Origin of the sequence: Modestobacter versicolor, assembly GCF_014195485.1 — a bacterium.
Taxonomy (GTDB): Bacteria; Actinomycetota; Actinomycetes; order Mycobacteriales; family Geodermatophilaceae; genus Modestobacter; species Modestobacter versicolor.
This window is the reverse complement of sequence record NZ_JACIBU010000002.1, coordinates 453509-473302: the sequence shown is the minus strand read 5'-3', so window position 1 is coordinate 473302 and position 19794 is coordinate 453509. Positions and strand designations below refer to the sequence as shown.

19 protein-coding genes are annotated in these 19794 nt (G+C 76.0%); 10 read left to right on the top strand and 9 right to left on the bottom strand.

The window, feature by feature from the left end:
• The first annotated feature begins 32 nt into the window (after positions 1–32).
• Positions 33–794, top strand: coding sequence for a ComF family protein (locus FHX36_RS22250; protein WP_343056707.1), 762 nt, complete (start codon positions 33–35; stop codon positions 792–794).
• Between the two features lie 94 nt (positions 795–888).
• A complete protein-coding gene (hpf, locus tag FHX36_RS22245) occupies positions 889–1650 on the top strand; it encodes a ribosome hibernation-promoting factor, HPF/YfiA family (RefSeq protein WP_110553192.1) in 762 nt (253 codons plus the stop codon).
• Positions 1651–1728: 78 nt separating this feature from the next.
• Here the strand turns inward: hpf and FHX36_RS22240 are convergent, their stop codons facing one another.
• On the bottom strand, positions 1729–2283 hold the full coding sequence (locus FHX36_RS22240) for a GNAT family N-acetyltransferase (RefSeq protein WP_246407545.1): 555 nt from the start codon (positions 2281–2283) through the stop codon (positions 1729–1731).
• Between the two features lie 5 nt (positions 2284–2288).
• Positions 2289–2717 carry a PPOX class F420-dependent oxidoreductase gene (locus FHX36_RS22235; protein WP_110553199.1) on the bottom strand — a complete coding sequence of 143 codons (429 nt, stop codon included), beginning with the start codon at positions 2715–2717 and terminating at the stop codon, positions 2289–2291.
• Positions 2718–2805: 88 nt separating this feature from the next.
• Between FHX36_RS22235 and secA the strand changes: the two genes are divergently transcribed.
• A complete protein-coding gene (gene secA / locus FHX36_RS22230) occupies positions 2806–5859 on the top strand; it encodes a preprotein translocase subunit SecA (RefSeq protein ID WP_110553194.1) in 3054 nt (1017 codons plus the stop codon).
• 131 nt (positions 5860–5990) lie between these two features.
• Here secA and FHX36_RS22225 read toward each other — a convergent pair whose 3' ends face one another.
• Both FHX36_RS22225 and FHX36_RS22220 read right to left on the bottom strand, forming a co-directional pair.
• The gene (locus FHX36_RS22225) at positions 5991–6563 is read right to left on the bottom strand and encodes an Rv3235 family protein (protein ID WP_110553195.1); all 573 of its coding nucleotides are present in this window, start codon (positions 6561–6563) and stop codon (positions 5991–5993) included.
• A gap of 56 nt (positions 6564–6619) precedes the next feature.
• A complete protein-coding gene (locus FHX36_RS22220; protein ID WP_110553196.1) occupies positions 6620–7327 on the bottom strand; it encodes a LysM peptidoglycan-binding domain-containing protein in 708 nt (235 codons plus the stop codon).
• A gap of 88 nt (positions 7328–7415) precedes the next feature.
• On the opposite strand from FHX36_RS22220, the gene FHX36_RS22215 reads away from it, so the two are divergent.
• Positions 7416–7985, top strand: coding sequence for a hypothetical protein (locus tag FHX36_RS22215; RefSeq protein ID WP_110553197.1), 570 nt, complete (start codon positions 7416–7418; stop codon positions 7983–7985).
• Between the two features lie 13 nt (positions 7986–7998).
• Here the strand turns inward: FHX36_RS22215 and FHX36_RS22210 are convergent, their stop codons facing one another.
• Positions 7999–8244, bottom strand: a complete 246-nt coding sequence (locus FHX36_RS22210) for a helix-turn-helix domain-containing protein (RefSeq protein ID WP_110553198.1) — start codon at positions 8242–8244, stop codon at positions 7999–8001.
• A 199-nt stretch (positions 8245–8443) separates the two neighbouring features.
• Between FHX36_RS22210 and FHX36_RS22205 the strand changes: the two genes are divergently transcribed.
• The 4 genes from FHX36_RS22205 (at position 8444) to FHX36_RS22190 (ending at position 12561) form a co-directional block, all read left to right on the top strand.
• Positions 8444–9181 (top strand): SAF domain-containing protein, encoded by a 738-nt coding sequence (locus FHX36_RS22205; protein WP_183514381.1) that lies wholly within the window; start codon positions 8444–8446, stop codon positions 9179–9181.
• Positions 9181–10461 (top strand): CpaE/TadZ family protein, encoded by a 1281-nt coding sequence (locus FHX36_RS22200; protein ID WP_183514379.1) that lies wholly within the window; start codon positions 9181–9183, stop codon positions 10459–10461. The genes FHX36_RS22205 and FHX36_RS22200 overlap by 1 nt, the downstream gene beginning before the upstream one ends.
• A 66-nt stretch (positions 10462–10527) precedes the next feature.
• Positions 10528–11946, top strand: a complete 1419-nt coding sequence (locus FHX36_RS22195; RefSeq protein WP_220036096.1) for a WS/DGAT/MGAT family O-acyltransferase — start codon at positions 10528–10530, stop codon at positions 11944–11946.
• 108 nt (positions 11947–12054) lie between these two features.
• Positions 12055–12561, top strand: coding sequence for a DUF6912 family protein (locus tag FHX36_RS22190; protein WP_110554185.1), 507 nt, complete (start codon positions 12055–12057; stop codon positions 12559–12561).
• A gap of 41 nt (positions 12562–12602) precedes the next feature.
• Here FHX36_RS22190 and FHX36_RS22185 read toward each other — a convergent pair whose 3' ends face one another.
• Positions 12603–16748, bottom strand: a complete 4146-nt coding sequence (locus FHX36_RS22185) for an FtsK/SpoIIIE domain-containing protein (RefSeq protein WP_183514377.1) — start codon at positions 16746–16748, stop codon at positions 12603–12605.
• A 150-nt stretch (positions 16749–16898) separates the two neighbouring features.
• Here FHX36_RS22185 and FHX36_RS22180 point away from each other — a divergent pair, with 150 nt between their 5' ends.
• Positions 16899–17192 carry a WXG100 family type VII secretion target gene (locus FHX36_RS22180; RefSeq protein WP_110551637.1) on the top strand — a complete coding sequence of 98 codons (294 nt, stop codon included), beginning with the start codon at positions 16899–16901 and terminating at the stop codon, positions 17190–17192.
• Between the two features lie 29 nt (positions 17193–17221).
• Here FHX36_RS22180 and FHX36_RS22175 read toward each other — a convergent pair whose 3' ends face one another.
• Positions 17222–18157: an MFS transporter permease gene (locus tag FHX36_RS22175; protein WP_110551636.1), complete on the bottom strand. Its 936-nt coding sequence runs from the start codon at positions 18155–18157 to the stop codon at positions 17222–17224.
• Positions 18154–18645, bottom strand: coding sequence for a hypothetical protein (locus FHX36_RS22170; protein ID WP_110551635.1), 492 nt, complete (start codon positions 18643–18645; stop codon positions 18154–18156). Before FHX36_RS22170 ends, FHX36_RS22175 begins: the two co-directional genes overlap by 4 nt.
• 125 nt (positions 18646–18770) lie before the next feature.
• Between FHX36_RS22170 and FHX36_RS22165 the strand changes: the two genes are divergently transcribed.
• Complete coding sequence (locus tag FHX36_RS22165; protein ID WP_246407250.1) at positions 18771–19301, top strand: MaoC family dehydratase; 531 nt, start codon at positions 18771–18773, stop codon at positions 19299–19301.
• A 38-nt stretch (positions 19302–19339) separates the two neighbouring features.
• On the opposite strand, the gene FHX36_RS22160 is transcribed toward FHX36_RS22165, so the two are convergent.
• Positions 19340–19753, bottom strand: coding sequence for an NUDIX hydrolase (locus FHX36_RS22160; protein ID WP_110551634.1), 414 nt, complete (start codon positions 19751–19753; stop codon positions 19340–19342).
• Positions 19754–19794 lie beyond the last annotated feature (41 nt).

The window sequence follows — 19794 nt, the reverse complement described above, 5'->3', positions numbered from 1 at the left end:
CGCGGCGCCGGCCGACCGGCAGGGTGGACGGCGTGCGGGTGCTGCTGGCCGGTGGCCGGGCGCTGGCCGACCTGGTGCTGCCGCGCACCTGCGCCGGCTGCGCGGTGCCCGGCGCCGTCCTCTGCCGCCGCTGCGCGCTGCTGCTGACCCGGCCCCGGCTGGCCCAGCCGCGCCGGCACCCGCCGGGCTTCCCGCCGACGGTCGCCGCCGGCGGCTACGCCGGGCCGGTGCGCCCGGCGGTGCTGGCGTTCAAGGAGCACGGCCGGGCCGAGCTGGCCGCGCCGCTGGGGACGGCGCTGGCGCTGGCCGCCGCCGCGGTGCTCACCGGTGCGCCGCCCGGTGCCGGCCCGGTGCTGCTCGTTCCGGTGCCCAGCTCGGCCGCGGCGGTGCGGCGTCGCGGCCGGGACCACGTGCGCGAGCTCGCGGAGGCGGCGGCAGCCGAGCTGCGGGCCGCCGGCGTCCCCGCCCGGACGGCGCAGCTGCTGGGCCGGGCGCCCGGGCGCCGGGTCCGCGACTCGGCGGGGCTGGACGCCGCGCAGCGGCGGGCGAACCTGGCCGGCCGGTTCCGGGCGCTGCCCCCGCGGGCCGGGCTGCCGCCGGGGTGCCGGCTGGTGCTGGTCGACGACGTGGTCACCAGCGGGGCGACGCTGACCGAGGCGGCCCGGGCGCTGCGCGACACGCCGACCCGGCGGGCGGACACGCCGGTGCTGGCCGCGGTCGTCGCAGCGACCCCGCGACGGGCCCGGGCAGCGGGAACGCCCGTCCCAGCAGGGGCCTTCACGGTGCGTGGCTGAACTCCGGCCGAACGCACAGCGTCGTTCCGGTGTCGGGACCCGGGGAAGGCGTCTAGCGTCGGGGTGATCACAGCCCGCTCAACCGGGAGGTCTCATGGAGATCGTGGTCCGAGGTCGGAACGTCGAGGTGCCCGAGCACTTCCGCACCCATGTGGAAGACAAGGTCGGCCAGCTCGAACGATTCGACGGCAAGGTCATCCGCATCGACGTCGAGCTCTTGCACGAGAAGAACCCCCGTCAGGCGGCCAACTGCCAGCGCGTGGAGATCACGCTGCGCGGCAAGGGCCCGGTGGCGCGCGCGGAGGCCTGCGCCCCCGACTTCTACGCCGCGCTGGAACTCGCGGCCGGGAAGCTGGAGAACCGGATGCGGCGGGCGAACGACCGCCGCCGCGTCCACCACGGCCGGCGGACGCCACCCAGCGTGCGCGTCGACGCCGTGCCGGTCGATGCGGTGGCGGTCGACCAGCCGGTCGGTCAGCTGCTCACCGACGACGCGCCGATCGGGGTCAGCAGCGCCCCGGAACCCGCGCTCGACGGTGACACCGGGGCCACCGACGCCCCGCTCGTCACCGACCTGGACGAGCACCTGCCCGGGCGGATCGTCCGCGAGAAGGTGCACCCGGCCACCCCGATGCACGTCGACCAGGCCCTCTACGAGATGGAGCTGGTCGGCCACGACTTCTTCATGTTCCTCTGCGCCGACACCGGCCAGCCGTCGGTCGTCTACCGACGGCACGCCTTCGACTACGGCCTGATCCGCCTCGGCACCCCGGTCGATCCCGGGGACGGGGCCGCCTCGGCCGCTGCCATCGCGATGGCCGGCGCCGCAGGGGAGCGACAGCCCGCGACCGTCTGACCGGTCGCCTGAGGCACGTCCGGCGAGCCGCCCTCCGCACCCGCGGAGGGCGGCTCGCCGCCGTTCAGTCGCTGCCGTTCAGTCGCCGGGGATGCGCGAGAACAGCGCCGCGTCCCCGCGGCTGCCGTCCCGGTAGTGCAGGTAGGAGCGCAGCACGCCCTCCTGGGTGAAGCCGGCCTTGCGGGCCACGTGCTGCGAGCCGGTGTTCAGCACGTCGGCCACCAGGTAGACCCGCGGGGCGCCCAGCCCGATCGCCCACTCCGCCAGCGCGTGCGCCGCCTCGGCCGCGTAGCCGGAGCCGCGGGCCTCCGGCGCGATCCAGTAGCCGACCTCCGGGCCCAGCGGGTGCTGGCCGATCCGGTGCACCCCGCTCGCGCCGACCAGCACGCCGTCGGCCTCGATCGCCACGGTCAGGCCGGTGCCCTCCCGGCGCGCGGCGGGTGCCTCCCCGGTGACGAACGCCTCGGCGTCCGCCCGGGTGTAGGGCACCGCGATCGAGGAGATCCAGCGGGCGATGTCCGGGCTCTGGCAGGCGGCGTGCACCGCGTCGACGTCGTCCTCGCGGAAGGGCCGCAGCACCAGCCGCGGGGTGCGCACCACCTCGGTGGTCAGGTCGGTGCCGCTCAGGTCCATGCCGGTCACTGCGCCTCCTGCTCGGGGGCCCGCCAGCGTTCCGCGTTGCCCAGCACCCGGTCCACCGAGATCTCCAGCACGACCCGGGCCGGGTTGACCCGCGGCTCCTGGTACCGGACGGCGTAGCGGGCCTCGGCGTCGGCGATCGAGGCGGGGTCGTCGCGCACCACCGCGGTGCCCTCCAGCGTCGTCCACACCTTGCCGTCGACCTGGCAGACCGCGACCCGCGACTGCCCGGCCCGCACGTGCCGGGCCTTGGCCGAGGTGCCGGAGGTGATCACCCGGGCGGTGCCGGTGGCGGCGTCGAACGTGACGCCCACGGGGACGACGTGCGGGCTGCCGTCGGCGCGCAGGGTGGTCAGCGTGGCCAGGTGGCGCTCGGTCAGGAAGGTGACCAGACCGGGGCCGAACACGGGTGCGGTGGGGGAGGACACGTCCACGGACGGTACGGAGCGCCCGATCCGGGTAGGTGCTCCGGCCGCGCCGGGACCGCTTCCCAGCTCGGCCGCCTACGCTGGGGTCGTGGTGTTCAACAAGATCCTGCGTGCCGGCGAGGGCAAGATCGTCCGACGGCTGTCCAAGATCGCCGAAGCGGTCGAGGCCCTCGAGCCCGACGTGACCGATCTGACCGACGCCGAGCTGCGCGCGAAGACCGACGAGTTCAAGGCGCGGTACGGCGACGGGGAGTCCCTCGACCTGCTGCTGCCCGAGGCGTTCGCCGTGGTCCGCGAGGCGGCCACCCGCACCCTGGGCCAGCGGCACTACCGCGTGCAGATCATGGGTGGCGCGGCGCTGCACCTCGGCAACATCGCCGAGATGAAGACCGGTGAGGGCAAGACCCTGACCGGTGTGCTGCCGGCCTACCTCAACGCGCTGTCCGGCGACGGCGTGCACGTGGTCACCACCAACGACTACCTCGCCCAGCGCGACGCCGAGTGGATGGGCCGGGTGCAGCGCTTCCTGGGGCTGTCGATCGGCACGATCGTCTCCGGCCAGCAGCCCGCCGTCCGGCGCGAGCAGTACGCCGCCGACATCACCCACGGCACGAACAACGAGTTCGGCTTCGACTACCTGCGCGACAACATGGCGTGGAGCAAGAACGACCTGGTGCAGCGCGGGCACGCGTTCGCCATCGTCGACGAGGTCGACTCGATCCTCATCGACGAGGCCCGCACCCCGCTGATCATCAGCGGCCCGGCCGAGACCAGCGCCAAGTGGTACGGCGAGTTCGCCCGGATCGCCCCGCTGCTCAAGCGCGACCGGCACTACGAGGTCGAGGAGTCCAAGCGCACGGTCGCGATCACCGAGGAGGGCGTCGAGTTCGTCGAGGACCAGCTCGGCATCGACAACCTCTACGAGGCGGTCAACACCCCGCTGATCGGCTACCTGAACAACGCCCTCAAGGCCAAGGAGCTGTTCAAGAAGGACCAGCAGTACATCGTCAGCAACGGCGAGGTGCTCATCGTCGACGAGTTCACCGGCCGCGTGCTGGCCGGGCGCCGCTACAACGAGGGCATGCACCAGGCCATCGAGGCCAAGGAGAAGGTGCAGATCAAGGACGAGAACCAGACCCTCGCCACGATCACCCTGCAGAACTACTTCCGGCTCTACGAGAAGCTGTCGGGGATGACCGGTACGGCCCAGACCGAGGCCGCCGAGCTCTCCCAGACCTACTCCCTCGGCGTCGTCCCGATCCCGACGAACCGGCCGATGGTCCGCGAGGACCGCGCCGACGTCATCTACAAGACGGAGAAGGCGAAGTTCGACGCCGTCGTCGAGGACATCGCCGAGCGGCACGAGGCCGGGCAGCCGGTGCTGGTGGGCACCGCGAGCGTCGAGAAGTCCGAGGTGCTGAGCAAGTACCTGCTCAAGCGCGGCATCCCGCACGAGGTGCTGAACGCCAAGAACCACGCCCGTGAGGCCGCGATCATCGCGATGGCCGGGCGGCTGGGCGGCGTCACGGTGGCGACCAACATGGCCGGCCGCGGTACCGACATCCAGCTCGGTGGCAACGCGGAGTTCATCGCCGACGAGCAGCTGCGGGCCAAGGGCCTCTCGCCGGCGGAGACGCCGGAGGAGTACGAGGCGGCCTGGGACGACGCGCTGGCCGCGGCCAAGCAGCAGGTCAAGGCCGAGCACGACCAGGTGACCGAGGCCGGGGGCCTGTACGTGCTGGGCACCGAGCGGCACGAGAGCCGGCGCATCGACAACCAGCTCCGCGGTCGCTCCGGCCGGCAGGGCGACCCGGGTGAGTCGCGCTTCTACCTGTCGCTGGGCGACGACCTGATGCGCCGCTTCAACGGCCCGATGCTCGAGTCGATGATGACCACCCTGCGGGTGCCCGACGACCAGCCGATCGAGTCCAAGATGGTCAGCCGGGCGATCCGCTCGGCGCAGACCCAGGTCGAGCAGCAGAACTTCGAGATCCGCAAGGACGTCCTGAAGTACGACGAGGTGCTCAACCGGCAGCGCACCGTCATCTACGACGAGCGCCGCAAGGTGCTCGACGGCGAGGACCTGCACGTGCAGGTCCAGGGCATGGTGGACGACGTCGTCAGCGCCTACGTCAACGGCGCGACCGAGACCGGGTACGCCGAGGACTGGGACCTCGACCAGCTGTGGACCGGGCTCAAGGCGCTCTACCCGGTGGGCCTGGACCAGCAGGAGATGCTCGACCGGGTGGCCGACGGCGACCAGTCGGCGCTGACCGCGGACGTGCTCAAGGAGGAGCTGCTCGCCGACGTGCACGCCGCCTACGAGACCCGCGAGGAGACGCTGGGCGCCGAGGTCATGCGCGAGCTGGAGCGCCGGGTGCTGCTCAGCGTGCTCGACCGCAAGTGGCGCGAGCACCTCTACGAGATGGACTACCTGCGGGCCGGCATCCACCTGCGTGCGATGGCCAACCGCGACCCGGTCGTGGAGTACCAGCGCGAGGGCTACGACATGTTCAACGCGATGCTCGACGGCATCAAGGAGGAGTCCGTCGGCTTCCTGTTCAACCTCGAGGTGAAGACCAAGGAGCAGCAGGCCGCGGAGGCCGCCGAGAAGCAGGCCGCCGCCGAGGCCGAGGCGCTCGCCCGCGCCCAGGCCGGCACGGAGGCGGTGCTGGCCCGCCAGGCCGCGGCCCAGGCCGCCCAGGCGGCCGCCGCTGCTCCGGCGGTGACCCCGGAGGTCAGCCCGCCGGCTGCTCCGGCGTCCAACGGCAACGGGTCGGCTGCACCGGCTGCCGCTCCGGCTGCTGCGCCCGCGTCGACCGGCAACGGGACGACGGGCTCGGCCCGGCGCACCCGCAAGGCCACCCCGGCCGCCGCGACCGCCGCTGCCCCGGCGGAGGCGCCGGCGTCCACGGGCACCGGGACCGGGCCGGAGCTCGCGGTCAAGGGGCTGGAGGCACCCAAGCCGGCGGCGCTGACCTACAGCGCCCCGAGCCTGGACGCCTCGGCGAAGGACGGCGGCCGGGCGAAGGCGGCCAAGTCGGCGACCATCACCGGCACCAAGGAGACCCCGCGCAACGCCCCGTGCCCCTGCGGCTCGGGCAAGAAGTACAAGCAGTGCCACGGCGCCGCCGGCGCGTGAACAAGGACCCCGTCCCTCTCACCCCTCGCAAGCTCGGGGCGAGCCTCCGGACGGGGCCGTGACGAGCAACGACGTGGAGGACGCCCCGTCGGCCAGCTGGCCGGCGGGGCGTCCTGCTGTCCGGGCTGCGATCAGCCGATCTGCAGGGCGGTGCACCTCCAGCGGCCGTCGATGCCCTCCAGCCGCGCGGCGACGGCGTGGGCTCGGCCACCGCGACGCGCCACCGCGCTGACCTCGGCGACGCCGTCCACCGGCTCGCACACCCGCACCGAGCTGATCAGCAGCGGAGCGGTGCCGGTGGTGCACCAGCCCGGGCGACGACGCTCGCTGAGCGCCGTGAACAGCGCCGGGCTGACCAGCGGCTGCAACTGGCCGACCGGCCGGCGCCCGGCGAAGGCCTCCAGCGTCACGGTGACCAGCCGCCGTCCCACCGCCTGCGGGTCGGGCAGCTCGGCGCGCCGGGACCAGGTCGGCCCGAAGTCGGCGGCGTCCCCGGCGGCGACCGGCAGGTCGCGGCGGGGGCGCGGGCCCGGAGGCGGCACCGGGCGACGGGTGCGCCGCCCGGGCACCAGCAGGCGCACGGCCTCGCGCTCGTCCGCCAGCGGCGGCCCCGGGGTCGGGACGACGACCAGGTGCAACCGCGGACGCGGTGGCGCAGGTGCCGGCGCCGACGGTGCGAGCGCGGGGTGGGTGGACGTGGTCATGCGAGCTCTCCTCGGCGGTGCCGGACGGCAGGTGGGGACGGGGGCGGGTCGGTGCGTCAGCCGGGTGGCCGGAGCACCTGACCGGGCAGCAGGAGGTCGGGGTCGGGCCCGATGACGTCGGCGTTGGCCTGCCACCACGCCTGCACGGCCCGGTGGACGTCGGCGTCGCCGACCGGCGCGGCCGGCCCGGTCCGGTGCAGCCACGCGGCGGCGATGTCCCAGAGGCAGTCGCCGCGCACGACGACGTGGTCCCCGGGTGCCGGCCCGGGCCAGTCCGGGACGCCCGGCCAGTCCGGCACCGCGTCCGCGGACGCGGGGCTCGGCCAGTCGACGGGGAGCGCTGGTGCGGGCTCCCCGAGCTCTCCGCCGGCAGCGGCGGTCACCGTGGCGACCACCGGCGGGCCGGGCGGCGGCAGCAGGGACGGTGCGGCTGCCGCCAGCCCCAGGCCGAGCGCCAGGGCGGCGGCCCGGCGGGCCCCGGCCGGCAGCACCGCGCCGAGCAGCAGGCCGGCCAGCCGCCCGCCCCACCCGGGTGCCGTCGAGGCCACCGTGAGCAGCAGGCCCAGCGCGCCCCAGGCCCAGCACAGCCAGGCCAGGACCGGGACGACGACGAGCAGCAGGGCGTCGGCGCCCGCCCGGTCGACCAGCCCCTGCGGGTCGGTCGCCGCCGCCCGCAGCTCGGGCAGCGCGGGACCCAGCGCCCAGAGCAGCCAGGCCACGGCGGACATCACGACCGTCGTCCCGGCCCAGCGTCGCAGCGACATGCCCCACCTCCTGTCGCCTGACGAAACACCATCAACGCAAGCAAACGCAACCAAATGCATGGATCTGTGGACGGGATAGCCTGCCGCCATGCGCTGGGAGCAGCTGTTCGCCGACCTCGAGGCCCAGGTGGCCGAGCAGGAGGCCGCCGCGGAGCAGGCCGAGGAGCCCTCCCGGGCGCGCGCCGAGTTCGGGCGGGTGCTCCTGGCCGACCGGCTGCGGGGTGCGGTGGGGCAGCAGCTGTCGGTGCGCTGCCGGGGGGCGGGTGAGCTGGCCGGGCGGCTCGTCGACGTGGGGGTGGACTGGCTGCTGCTGGTCGACGGTCAGGCGCGGGAGTTGCTGCTGGCGGCGGAGGCGGTGACGGCCGTGGGCGGGCTGGGCACGGTCACCGCGCCGGCGTCGGAGGCCGGGGAGGTGGCCCGGCGGCTGGACCTCCGCCGGGCACTGCGCGGGCTCGCCCGCGACCGGGCCGCGGTCAGCTGCCTGCTCGTCGACGGCGGCGTGCTGACCGGCACCCTCGACCGGGTGGGCGCGGACTTCGTCGAGCTGGCCGAGCACCCGCTGGACCAGCCCCGCCGACGGGGCGCGGTGCAGGCGGTGCGGGCACTACCGCTGCGGGCGGTCGTCGCCGTCCGGACGTCGTCGCCGGCGGTCGGCTGACCGCCCGGGTCGGTCAGCTGGGGGAGTCGACCTCGGCGTCGTCGGGCACCGGCTCGTCGGCGCCGGTGGTCGCGCGGGCCTCGGCGTACTTCTGCTGGATGAAGCGCTCCAGCTCGTCCTTCTCCACCCGCCACTGGCCCCGGCCGCCGATCTGGATGGCGATCAGCTCCTTGCGGCGCACCAGCGCGTAGGCCTGCGACCAGGAGACGTTGAGGATCTCCGCGACGTCGTCGAGGGTCAGGAAGCGCTGGGTGGCCATGGGGTCGGTGTCTCCCGTCTGAGGTGCCCGCCAGTGTGGCAGCCGGGTGACCGGGGCCCGAGCGGCCCACCCGAAGGTGTGGACAACCGCTGCGCCGTGCCCCGTGCCTCGGTCATGATCTCCCTCCGCGCCCGAGCAGGGCGCGGCGGTGGCGCAGCAGCGCACCGACGGGGCACGGACGAGCGGGGACGATCGACCGATGAGCGCGACCACTGCGGCCCCGGTCGCCGGGCGCCCCGAGGCGCCGCCGGGCGGGCCGGTCCCGCGCCGGGTGCGGCCACCGCGCTGGCTCGACCTGCGGCTGGTCCTCGGCGTCCTGCTCGTGCTCGCCTCGGTGCTCCTGGGCGCACGCGTGGTCACCGCCGCGGACGCGACGGTCCCGGTCTGGTCGGCGTCCGGCGACCTCGCCGCGGGCACGGTGCTCGGCGAGGGCGACCTGGTGGCCGTGCAGGTGCGGCTGGACGACGTCGCCGGCCAGTACCTGGCGACGAGCACGCAGCCCGAGGGGCGCGTCCTCGGCCGGGCGGTGCGCGCCGGCGAGCTGCTGCCGCGCTCGGCGCTGGAGGAGGCGACCGGCCTGGTGCAGCTCGCGCTGCCGGTGCAGGCCGGCTACGTCCCGCCGAGCCTGGCCCGCGGGCAGGTGGTCGACGTGTACGCCGTCGCCGACCCGGCGGTGGGGGCGAGCGCGCAGACCGGTGGGGACGTCGACCTGGTGGTGTCCGCGGCCCCCGTGCAGGCGGTCACCGGTCGCGGTGACGGCGTGCTCTCCTCGTCGACGACGACCGTGCAGGTCGTGGTGGCCGTCGCGGCGGAGGACGCGGCCGGTGTGCTCGGTGCCATCGGTGGCCGCGGTCTGGTCGTCGTCGTGCGCGACTCCGTGGACGCCGACGAGGACGTGACCCCGGCCGGCACGGCACCGGCGGGGCCCACCGGCTGATGGCGCTGCAGGTCTTCACCGCGGTCACCGGCGCGGCCTGGGAGTCCGAGCTCGTCGGTGCCCTGGACCGCGAGGACCACGGGGTCACCGTGGTGCGCCGCTGCGTCGACGTCGCCGACCTGCTGGCCGCGGCCGGCACCGGGACGGGGCAGGCTGCGCTGCTCTCCGCCGAGCTGCGCCGGCTCGACGGGGCCGCGGTCGCGCGGCTGACCGCGGCCGGGGTCGCCGTCGTGGGGCTGGTGGAACCGGGCGACACGAGAGCGGCGGAGCGGCTGCGCCAGCTGGGTGTGGTGCGGGTGCTCCCGGCGGACTCCCCGCCCGAGGAGATCGCCCGCGCGCTGCGGGACGCGGTGTCCGGGGTGCCGCCGGTCGGGCACGACGTGGCCGATCCCCGTGCGGCGCTCCCGGTGCTCGGGCTGCCCCCGGAGGCGGGCGCCCGGCCGGCCGGTCCGGGGCGGGTGGTCGCGGTGTGGGGGCCCACCGGCGCGCCGGGCCGGACCACCGTCGCCGTCGGGCTGGCCGACGAGGCGGCCCGGCTGGAGGTGCCCGCGCTGCTGGTGGACGCCGACGTCTACGGCGGGGTCGTGGCGCAGGTGCTGGGCCTGCTCGACGAGTCGCCGGGCGTGGCCGCGGCCACGCGGCAGGCGGCTGCGGGCACGCTGGACCTCGCGGGCCTGGCCCGGCTTGCGTGGGCGCTGAGCCCGCACCTGCGGGTGCTGACCGGGCTCGCCCGCGCCGACCGCTGGCCCGAGCTGCGGCCGCAGGCGGTGGCCGTCGTGCTCGAGGAGGCCCGCCGGCTGGCGTCGCTGACCGTCGTGGACTGCGCGTTCTCCCTCGAGGAGGACGAGGAGCTGTCGTTCGACACCGCCGCGCCCCGGCGCAACGGGGCGACGCTGACGGTGCTCGAGGCCGCCGACGAGGTGCTGTGCGTCAGTGGCGCCGACCCGGTGGCGCTGCAGCGCACCGTCCGAGCTCTGGCGGAGCTGCGCGAGGTGCTGCCGGGGGTGGAGCCGGTCGTCGTGGTGAACCAGGTGCGGCGCGGGCCGGTGCCCGGCGACGCCCGGCAGGAGATCGCCACGGCGCTGAGCCGGTTCGCCGGCCGCGAGGTGCGGGCGTTCCTGCCGGCCGACCGGAAGGCGACCGACGCGGCGCTGGCGTCCGGGCGGACGCTCGCCGAGGTGGCCCCGCACTCACCGCTGCGCGCCGGCCTGCGGGCGCTCGCCGCGGAGCTCAGCGGGGTCCCCGGCCCGGCTGCCCGGCGAGGTCGCCGGCGTCGCTGAGACGGACCGGGGGAGGGGGCGGCCGGTGCGCCCGGTCCGGTCCGACGTAGCGTGTGGCGTCTGCCGGTGAGGGAGGTCACGTTGGTCGAGCGGCTCACCGCACTGGACGCCTCGTTCCTGTACCTGGAGGAACCGGGCACGCCGATGCACGTCGGCGGGGTCATCGTGCTGGACGCGTGCCCGGACGGCGGGGGCCTGGACCACGAGGCGCTGATCGAGCTGGTGCGCACCCGGCTCCCGCTGGTGCCCCGCTACCGCCAGCGGATCGTCGAGGTGCCCGGGCACCTGGCCAACCCGGCCTGGGTGGACGACCCGGACTTCGACATCAGCTACCACGTGCGGCGGTCGGCGCTGCCCCGTCCGGGCACCGCGGAGCAGCTGCTCGACCTCGTCGCGCGGCTGACCGCCCGCCCGCTGGACCGCAGCCGGCCGCTGTGGGAGATGTACCTGGTCGAGGGCCTGGCCGGCGACCGCTCGGCGGTGGTGACCAAGACCCACCCCGCGCTGGTCGACGGGCTGGGCGCCATCGACATCGGCCAGGTGATCCTCGACCCCGAGCAGGACGCCGTCCGGCCGGTCCCGTCGGCAGCGGAGCAGTGGCGGCCACGTCGGCCCCCGGGGTCGGCCGCGCTGGTCTGGGAGGCGGTCGAGGACTACCTGCAGCGCCCGTCGGCCGTGCTGGACACGGCGCGGACCGCGGTCGGCGACCTGCGTGCCACGGCCGCCCGCTGGGCCGGGGTGGCCGGCGGTCTGGTCGCGGCGGTCGCCCGGACGGCGGTGTCGCCCGCCCCGGTCAGCCCGCTCAACGCCCCGATCGGCCGGCAGCGCCGGGTGGCGGTGGCCCGGGCCTCCCTGGACGACCTGCGGACGGTCCGCAAGGAGCTCGGCGGGACGGTCAACGACGTCCTGCTCACCTCGGTGACCGGCGCACTGCGGGAGTGGCTGCTGTCCCGGGGCGAGCCGGTCGTGGGCAGCACCTCGGTGCGGGCCCTGGTGCCGGTGTCGGTGCGCGGCGAGGACGAGTCGGCCGTCAACGAGGTCCGCTCCTTCCTGGTCGACCTGCCGGTGGGGGAGCCCAACCCCCGGGTGCGGCTGGCCCGGATCAGCTTCGCGATGCGCGGGCTGGCCCCCAGCAGCCAGTCGGTGGGCGCCGACACGCTCAGCGCGCTGTCCGGCTTCGCCCCGCCCACGCTGCACGCGCTCGGGGCCCGGGCGGCCAGCGGGTTGTCCCGGCGGCTGTTCAACCTGGTGGTGACCAACGTGCCCGGGCCGCAGGTGCCGCTGTACGCCGGAGGAGCGCGGGTGGTGGAGGTCTTCCCGGTGGTGCCGCTGGTGCGCGGCCAGGGGCTGGCCATCGGGCTCACCAGCTACGACGGGACCGTCTACTTCGGGCTCAACGCCGACCGGGACAGCATCAGCGACGTCGACGCGCTCGCCGACCTCATCGAGCAGGAGGTCGCGTACCTGGTCGAGCTCGCCTCCTGAGCTCTGGCCCTGTCGGGTGACCGGCCCGTGGCGGTCGCCCCGGGCCGGGAAGATCGACGGGCTCGGGGCGTTACGGTCGCTGTCCGACGAGAGAGGGAGGCGAACCGGGTGCGCGTGTACCTGCCGGCCACGACGACCGTGCTGGAAGGGTTGCTCGACCAGGGCCGACTGACCGGACCGCTGACGGTCTTCACGGTCACGCCGCAGCTGCGGAGCTTCTACGAGCTCAGCGACGGTGACGAGGAGGAGCTGGAGTACGCCGCCCTCATCGCCGCGGCGCGAGCCAGCCTCCGGCTGATCGACAACGACCCCGCCGCGGCCCGTCGCCGGGTGGTGCTCGCCGCGGACGTCCCGGACGACTCGGTGACCCCCATCGAGGACGACGCTGCGGACGCCGGGGCCGCCCGCACCACCGCGGACGTCGCCCTCGCCGACGTCGCCAGCGCGCACATCGACGTCGCCGAGGCCGAGGAGGACGTGCGGGCCGCGGTCAACGTGGTGCTCGAGGCCGACCTGGGCAGCGAGGACGCCCAGTTCCGCGTCGACCAGGCCGAGGGCCACGAGCTGGCCTGGTACGCCACCCAGGAGATCGGCCCCGCGCTCGACCTGCTCTGACCGCGCCCGGCGGGGCTCCGGTGCGACCCGGGGCCGCCCGCTCACCCCGGGCTCCGCCGGCGGGCCACCTGCAGCCGGACCGCCTCGGCCGGGGTGACGAGCCACCCCGAGCCCGGGCGGGAGGGCAGCGGCGTGCGCGGGGTGCGCAGCCCCAGCAGCTCCGCGTCACCGGCGACCGGTCGCAGCAGCAGCACCGTCCGGCTGCGGCGCAGCTGGACCGCCGGCCCGCGGAAGGCCCCGGCCAGCTCGGCAGCGGTGCCGGAGGCGAGCACCAGGACGGGGCCGGCCGGTGCCACCACCGGCGACAGCGCGTCGGTCACCGCGTCGGGGAGCGTGGCCAGGTCGTCGGCGACGACGACCGCCGGCTGCGCGCCCAGCCGGGCCGTCCACGCCCGCACCCCCTCGGCGTCGTCACGCTGCACGTCGTCCGGTCCGGCGGCCGACGACCCACCCGCCCCGCCGCCCGTGGTGGTCGCGGCGCGGCCCAGCACCAGGACGGGCGTGCCGCTCGCGGCCAGGTGCCGGGCGAAGGCCCGCAGCGCATCGGACCGCCCGCTCCCGGGCGGGCCCACGACGAGGAGCCCGCCGGTGCGGGTCAGGTCGACACTGACCACGGTCCCCTCGTCACCGCCGGGTCCCAGGGGCAGCCAGGGCCGGTCGTGTCCGGCAGCGCTGCCCGGCAGGGGCAGCGTGGGATCCGCCGGGAGCGTGACCACCCGCAGCGGCGGCTGGCCGCTGACCGTGCCGACCGGGTCCTCGAGCGGCTGGACGCCGGGACGGGGGAGGGCCAGCTGGCACTCGACCGCGTCCTCGCCGAGGAGGGCGCGACCGGCCGGGCGGTGGCCCGGCACCGACCGGGCCGGCACACCGGCGACCGCGTAGTCGGCCCGGTCGGGCAGCGGCAGCACGAGCCGGGTGCGGACGGCGCCGGCCACCCGGCTGCCCGGGACGGCACGCTCGGCGGTGAGCACCACGGTCACCCCGACGGCTGCGCCCTCCCGGACCAGCCGCAGCAGCCCGGCGCCACCGGTCGCCGGGTCGGCCTCCTCCAGCTGGCCGACCAGGCTCTCGAAGCCGTCGACCAGGATCAGCAGGAGCGGGTGGTCGGCCGGCACCGTCCCGGCTCGACGGCGGTCGACCTCCGCGCCCAGCCGTGCCACCAGCCGCGCGCTGCGGTGCGCGTCGCGCCGGTCGACGGCGGTGCCGCAGTGCGGCAGCGCGGCCGCCTCCCGGGCCAGCGCCCCGCCGCCGTGGTCGAGGACGTGCACGTGCAGCCGGGCGGGCGGCAGCCGGCGCACCGCCTCGGTCAGCACCGTGCGCAGCGCCGTGGTCCGGCCGCTGCCCGGACCGCCGACCAGCAGCCAGCCGCCGCCGTCGGCGAGGTCGAGGCGCAACGGGAGCTGCGCCTGGGCGTCGGGAGCGTCGAGCAGCCCGATGGACAGCACCGTCGACGGGTCGTCCGGGGCCTGCCCGTCGAGCGCTGCGGCTGGCAGCTCGTCGGGCAGCGGTGGCAGCCAGGGCCGGTCCACCTGCCGGGTGCCGGCCGCCAGGGCCTGCCGGCCGAGCGCGTCGACCAGCCGCTGGAGGTCCGTCGGGTCGGCTGGGCCGGGCGGCGCGGGAGAACGTGCGGGCGGCGGCGGCCAGGGCAGCCGACGTGCGGTGGCGACCGCCGCGCAAGGCTCGGCAGCGCCGGACACCCGGGCCACCTGGAACAGCACGGGCGCGGCGGAGCCGGTGCGCAGGTACGCCCGGCCCGGCCGGTCGGGGGGCAGGTGTGCCGCCGCGGTGCTGCCCAGCACGTCGCGGGAGTCGCCCTCGTCGGTGGTCCGCAGGCAGATCCGCAGCGAGCAGTTGGCCCGGATCTCCGGGCTGACCACGCCGGCGGGGCGCTGGGTCGCGAGCACCAGGTGGACGCCGAGGGACCGGCCGCGCTGGGCGATGCCCACGAGCCCGCTGACGAACCCGGGGAGCTCCTCGGCGAGGGTGGCGAACTCGTCGACCACGATCACCAGCCGGCTGGCGGGCACGGAGTCGGGGAGCCCGGTGAGGTCCCGGGCCCCGTGCTCGGCCAGCAGCCGCTCGCGTCGGGTCAGCTCGGCGGACAGGGAGCGGAGCGCCCGGGCGGTCGACTGGTGGTCGAGGTCGGTGAGCACCCCGGCGGTGTGCGGCAGCCCGGCCGCCTCCCCGAAGGCAGCTCCGCCCTTGTAGTCGACGAGCAGGAAGCTGCACCGGTCGGGCGGGTGGTGCAGGGCGAGGCTCGCGACCAGCGTCTGCAGCAGCTCGGACTTGCCCGAGCCCGTGGTGCCCGCGACGAGGGCGTGCGGCCCGTCGGTGACCAGGTCGACGCCGACCGGCTCCCGGGCTCCGGCGCCCAGCGCGGCGGTCAGCCAGTGACGGCTCCGGTCCCACCCACCGACCGGCGCACCGCCCGGCGGCAGCCGGAGGCCCGCGGCCGGTAGCTCCAGCAGCCGCGCGGTGTCCGGCAGGCCGCCCGTCACGGCCGGGACGCCGAGCGCCGCGAGGTCGCGGGCGATGGCCGCCGCGGTGTGCGCACCGACGGCATCGAGGGTCAGGCGCCGGTCGTCGTCCGCGCCGGGCACCCGGAGCCGGCCGGTGCCACCGGTCTCGCCCACCACCTCGAGCCGGGCTGGTGCCGGCAGCGCCAGGCTGGACTCGGTCTCGGCGAGGTCGAGCCGGATCACCCGGTCGACGTCCTGGGCCAGGGCCTCGGCCACCGCAGCGTCGACCGGGCCGTCCAGCAGCACGACGGTGCGCTGCGCCCTGCTCGCCGCGCGGAGCAGGTCCGGTGGGTCCTCCCCACTCAGCAGGACCCCGCGCAGGTGCGGCAGCCAGCGGAGCCAGGCCCAGGCGGCTGCCCGGTCGCGCGGGCAGACCAGCACCAGCTCCACCTCGGCCGGCGAGGCGAGCACGGCCAGCTGGCACAGCACGGCCCGGGCGACGCCGAGCACCGACGGGCGTGGTCCCACGACACCCAGCCCGCCGCACCCGGCAAGGGGCACGGTGACCGGCAGGTGCCCGGCCGGTGCGGGGACTCGGGTCCCGTCGGGTTCGAGCCGGGTCACCCCCGTCAGGCCCGGCCCGGACCCCAGGCGCACGGTGAGCCCGGCCGGGTCGGCGGCCGCGCGAGACCACAGTGGGCTGCTCCGGCGGCGGGCGGCTGCGGCCAGCCGGGCCGGGTCGGGGTGCTCCTCCTCGCGCAGGGACGCGTCGGCAGCGACCGCGGCGGCGAGCTCGGCCTCGGCGAGGGCGACCGCCCACGCGTGGTCGGCGACGGCCCTGCGGTGCGCCTTCCGCCCGGTGGCGCGGTCGGAGACCCAGCTGGCGACTGCGACGACCGGGCTGAGCAGTGCGAAGAACAGGAACAGCGGGGTGGACAGCAGCCAGGCCATCAGCACCCCGCCCACTGCCGGGAGGGCCACCGCGACCCAGCCCAACCGGCGACGCCCCTGCTCGGCGGGCTCCGCGGGCATCCGGACCGCGGCGCTGCGTGCCGGCCGCGGCGCGCCACCCAGCGGGCGGACCAGCCGTCGGCCCCCGGTGGTCGGTCGCTGCTCCAGGGCGGCCCCCTGGGGACCCGTCAGCCGCACGCTCGTCGACCCGATGCGCAGGACGCCGCCGACCGGCCACTCCCTCGGCGTCGGGCCGATCGGCTCGGCGGGGCCACCGGGGGGCGACAGCGACGTGCCGTTCGTCGAGCCGAGGTCGGCGACGGTCACCCTCCCCTCGGCGACGGACAGGAGGGCGTGCCGGCGGGAGACGTCGGGGTCGGCGAGGGGCAGCCCGCAGCCGGTGCCGCGACCGAGCACCAGGTCCCCCTGGGCGACGGCCACCGTGCGGCCGGCGTCCGGTCCGCCGGTGAGGTGCAGTTCCAGGGCGCCGGAGGTGGCCGTGGACGCGTCCCGCGGACCGGGCCGGCCGAGCCCCAGGACCGCCCCGTGCCGGAGTGCGGCGACGGAGAGGGGCGTGCTGGCCGGGAGGGCGGCCGAGCCCGCCCAGAGCTGGACGTCCGGCAGCCCCAGGCCGTCGATCAGGGCACCGACGACGTCGCCCAGCGTGCCGTCCTCGGGGGCGTCCACCTCGACGTCGAGGGCTCCCTCCGCCGACCAGAGCGTCCAGGTCCGGACGGCCCGGACCGCCGCGGACGGTCCAGCGGGTGGTGGGGGCACGCCGCGATGCTGCCGGGCGGGGACCGGTGCGCGGGGCGGTCCGCGGCGATCTGTGGACGGCGGTCCCGGCTGTGGACGACGGCGGCGCGGTCGACCTCGCCGCCCCTACCGTTCCGCCCCACCGGGACGTCCCCGGACCGAGGAGGAGCCATGAAGGTCGAGATCGCGACGCTGAACACGATGGCCGGGCAGTGCCAGGCCGAGGCCGCCGAGACGTCGTCCCGGCACGCCACCCTGTCCAGCAGCATCAACAGCTCGGTGCTGGAGGGCTGGACCGACAGCCAGGCCGCGGTGCAGTTCAGCGAGCTCTACGAGAAGTGGCGGCTGTCCAGCCAGGGGGTGAGCGAGGCGCTCACCGGCATGGGGCAGCTGCTGACCAGCGTGGCCTCGGCGTACCAGCAGCACGAGGCGGAGATGGCGGCGCGCATCGGGGCGATGCTCTGACCAGCGCCGGTGCCGCAGCCCGACGGCGCTCAGCCGCTGGCGGGCACCGCGGCCGGAGCCGGGTCGAGCTGCGTCCGGCGGCGGGCCGCGGTGAGCCGCTCCCAGGGGAGGATCGACAGGATCGCCACGCAGTGCGGCAGGAAGATGATGCCGACGCCGGCGTAGACCATCACGTGGAAGCCGAGCAGGAACGCCACCAGGCCGATCCGCGCGCGGTTGCTGCGCACCAGCAGGATCAGCGGGGCCGCCAGCTCGAAGGCGATCATCAGCCACTGCGCCGCCGGCAGCAGGTAGGGGACGTCGAGGGTCCACTCCGACAGCTCGGTGCCGCGACGCACGACCGCCCGGCTCAGCGTGGCGCCGGTCGGCCAGTCCCAGCCGCCGAAGCGGATCTTCGCCCAGGCGGCGAGGAAGTAGGTGAGCATCACCGCGACCAGCACCGCGGCCATCGCGAAGCCGGCCGACTCCGAGGACCGGCGGTCCCGGAACCGGGCGACGCCGACGGTGGGCAGCACGGCCAGCGCGACCAGGAAGGCGATCCGGTCGTGGTCGACCTTCCCGTAGCTCATCGCGATGACCATCCACTCCGCGTAGAGCAGGAAGACGGCCGTGCCCAGCAGCCGCGGCGCCCGGCCGGTGGCGGCGAGCACGGCGGCGACGACCAGCGCCCACTGCACGACCAGCACCACGGTGTGGGTGGGTGTCGGCAGGTTGAGCACCCGCCCGACCAGCAGCGGGGCGTACCACTCGGTGGGCACGTCGGCGTGCGCGCGCACCCAGGAGGTGGTGACGAAGACGTCGATGGGGATGAACAGGTACGCGATCACCCGGAACACCGCGACCCGGGCCAGCGGCACCGGCCGGAACCACCAGCCCGGGGTGCCCGGGGTCGCGGCGGCCGTCTCCGGAGAGGTCGCCGGCGTCTCTGCCGGCCCGGTGGACGGCGTCGGGGCGGCGGTGCTCACTGCCCGTCCTCCTCGAGGTCGTACTCGACGATCACCCGGTCGGTGAAGGTGTCGGTGGGCCGGCCCGCGGAGAGCTCGAAGCGGCGCTGCACCACCTGCACCTCGACCAGCTCCTCGGCGTCGGGGTTGGCCTCGGCGTAGGACTCCGCCAGCAGGCCGAGCAGCTCGGGGTCGGCCTCGATCCGCGGCAGCTGGCCCTCGAACTCCGCCCGGCGCAGCCCCACCTGCCCGCCGGAGAGCCGGACCTCCTCACCCGCGGCGGTCAGCCCCACGACCCGGGTGGAGATCACCGGCTGGTCCGGGTCGGCGCGGGTCGAGTACATCCGGAACGGCCCGAACGGGAAGGCGTCGTCGTCACCCCACACGGTCCCGGCGAGGACCACCACGAGCACGGCGGCGGCGGCGACCAACCGGACGAGGCGGGCGGCCGGGCTCAGCCGCACCACCTCGGCCACGGCCGGCAGGTCAGGGGCGGGCTGGAGCGGCACCGCCTCATCGTAGGATCGGCGCCCGTCCAGACGGGTCATCGTCGCTCCGTGGCGGACAGCTGCTGCTCCGCCACCGCGGGGCGGCCTGTCCGGGTACTCCCACCTGCGCCGGTGGCCCGCGCCTGATGTCGACCCGCGGGAGCAGCCAGATGCAGTTCGGCCGGTACTACGAGGAGTTCGAGGTCGGGGCCACCTACAAGCACTGGCCCGGCAAGACCGTCACCGAGTACGACGACCACCTGTTCTGCCTGATCACCATGAACCACCACCCGCTGCACCTGGACGCCCACTACGCCGCGGAGACCACCGACTTCGGCAGGAACGTCGTGGTCGGGAACTACGTCTACTCGCTGCTGCTCGGCATGAGCGTCCCCGACGTCTCCGGCAAGGCGATCGCCAACCTCGAGGTCGAGTCGCTCAAGCACGTGGCCCCGACCTTCCACGGCGACACGATCTACGGCGAGACCACCGTGCTGGACAAGACCGAGTCGAGGTCCAAGGACGACCGCGGCGTCGTGCACGTGGAGACGATCGGCTACAAGCAGGACGGCACCGTCGTCTGCACCTTCCGCCGCAAGGTCATGGTGCCCAAGCGCTCCTACGGGGAGAGCCGCGGCGGCGAGCAGCCCGGTCGCCCCGAGCCGGTCCGCCGGTGAGCCCGCGCGGGTGGTCGTCCAGCACGGCACCCGCGCGCTCAGCGGGGCAGCACGCCCCAGCCCGACAGCGCCGCCACCACGCCCGGTGCCATGTCCAGCGCGGTCAGCCCCGCCGCGTCGACGAACACCACGTCGTCGGCGTCGTCCCCGGCAACCGGCTGCTCACCCGGGTCGAGCAGCGTGCACGCCCAGTCGGTGACGGTGAAGACCACGCCGTCCCCGTCGACCCGCACCCGGCCCACCACCCGGTCCGGGCGCACGGTCAGCCCGGTCTCCTCGGCCACCTCCCGGACGACGGCCTCGACCTCGGACTCCCCGGGCTCCAGCCGGCCGCCGGGCACCGACCACAGGCCGGCGCTGGGCGCGTGACCCCGGCGGATCAGCAGCAGTCGGCCCGCCGCGTCGTGCACCACGGCGCCGACGCACGGCACCTCCGGCACGGGTCCAGCCACGCTGCCGAGGCTACGTCGCCCCGGGCAGCCGGTCCGGGTCC

What these genes read in the sequence shown, in the direction of transcription:
- FHX36_RS22240 (WP_246407545.1), bottom strand. Translation starts at nt 2,283, where the DNA reads ATGGACCTGAGCGGCACCGACCTGACCACCGAGGTGGTGCGCACCCCG.
- FHX36_RS22210 (WP_110553198.1), bottom strand. Translation starts at nt 8,244, where the DNA reads ATGGCCACCCAGCGCTTCCTGACCCTCGACGACGTCGCGGAGATCCTC.
- FHX36_RS22200 (WP_183514379.1), top strand. Translation starts at nt 9,181, where the DNA reads ATGGCGCTGCAGGTCTTCACCGCGGTCACCGGCGCGGCCTGGGAGTCC.
- hpf (WP_110553192.1), top strand. Translation starts at nt 889, where the DNA reads ATGGAGATCGTGGTCCGAGGTCGGAACGTCGAGGTGCCCGAGCACTTC.
- FHX36_RS22205 (WP_183514381.1), top strand. Translation starts at nt 8,444, where the DNA reads ATGAGCGCGACCACTGCGGCCCCGGTCGCCGGGCGCCCCGAGGCGCCG.
- FHX36_RS22220 (WP_110553196.1), bottom strand. Translation starts at nt 7,327, where the DNA reads ATGTCGCTGCGACGCTGGGCCGGGACGACGGTCGTGATGTCCGCCGTG.
- FHX36_RS22225 (WP_110553195.1), bottom strand. Translation starts at nt 6,563, where the DNA reads ATGACCACGTCCACCCACCCCGCGCTCGCACCGTCGGCGCCGGCACCT.
- FHX36_RS22215 (WP_110553197.1), top strand. Translation starts at nt 7,416, where the DNA reads ATGCGCTGGGAGCAGCTGTTCGCCGACCTCGAGGCCCAGGTGGCCGAG.
- FHX36_RS22180 (WP_110551637.1), top strand. Translation starts at nt 16,899, where the DNA reads ATGAAGGTCGAGATCGCGACGCTGAACACGATGGCCGGGCAGTGCCAG.
- FHX36_RS22165 (WP_246407250.1), top strand. Translation starts at nt 18,771, where the DNA reads ATGTCGACCCGCGGGAGCAGCCAGATGCAGTTCGGCCGGTACTACGAG.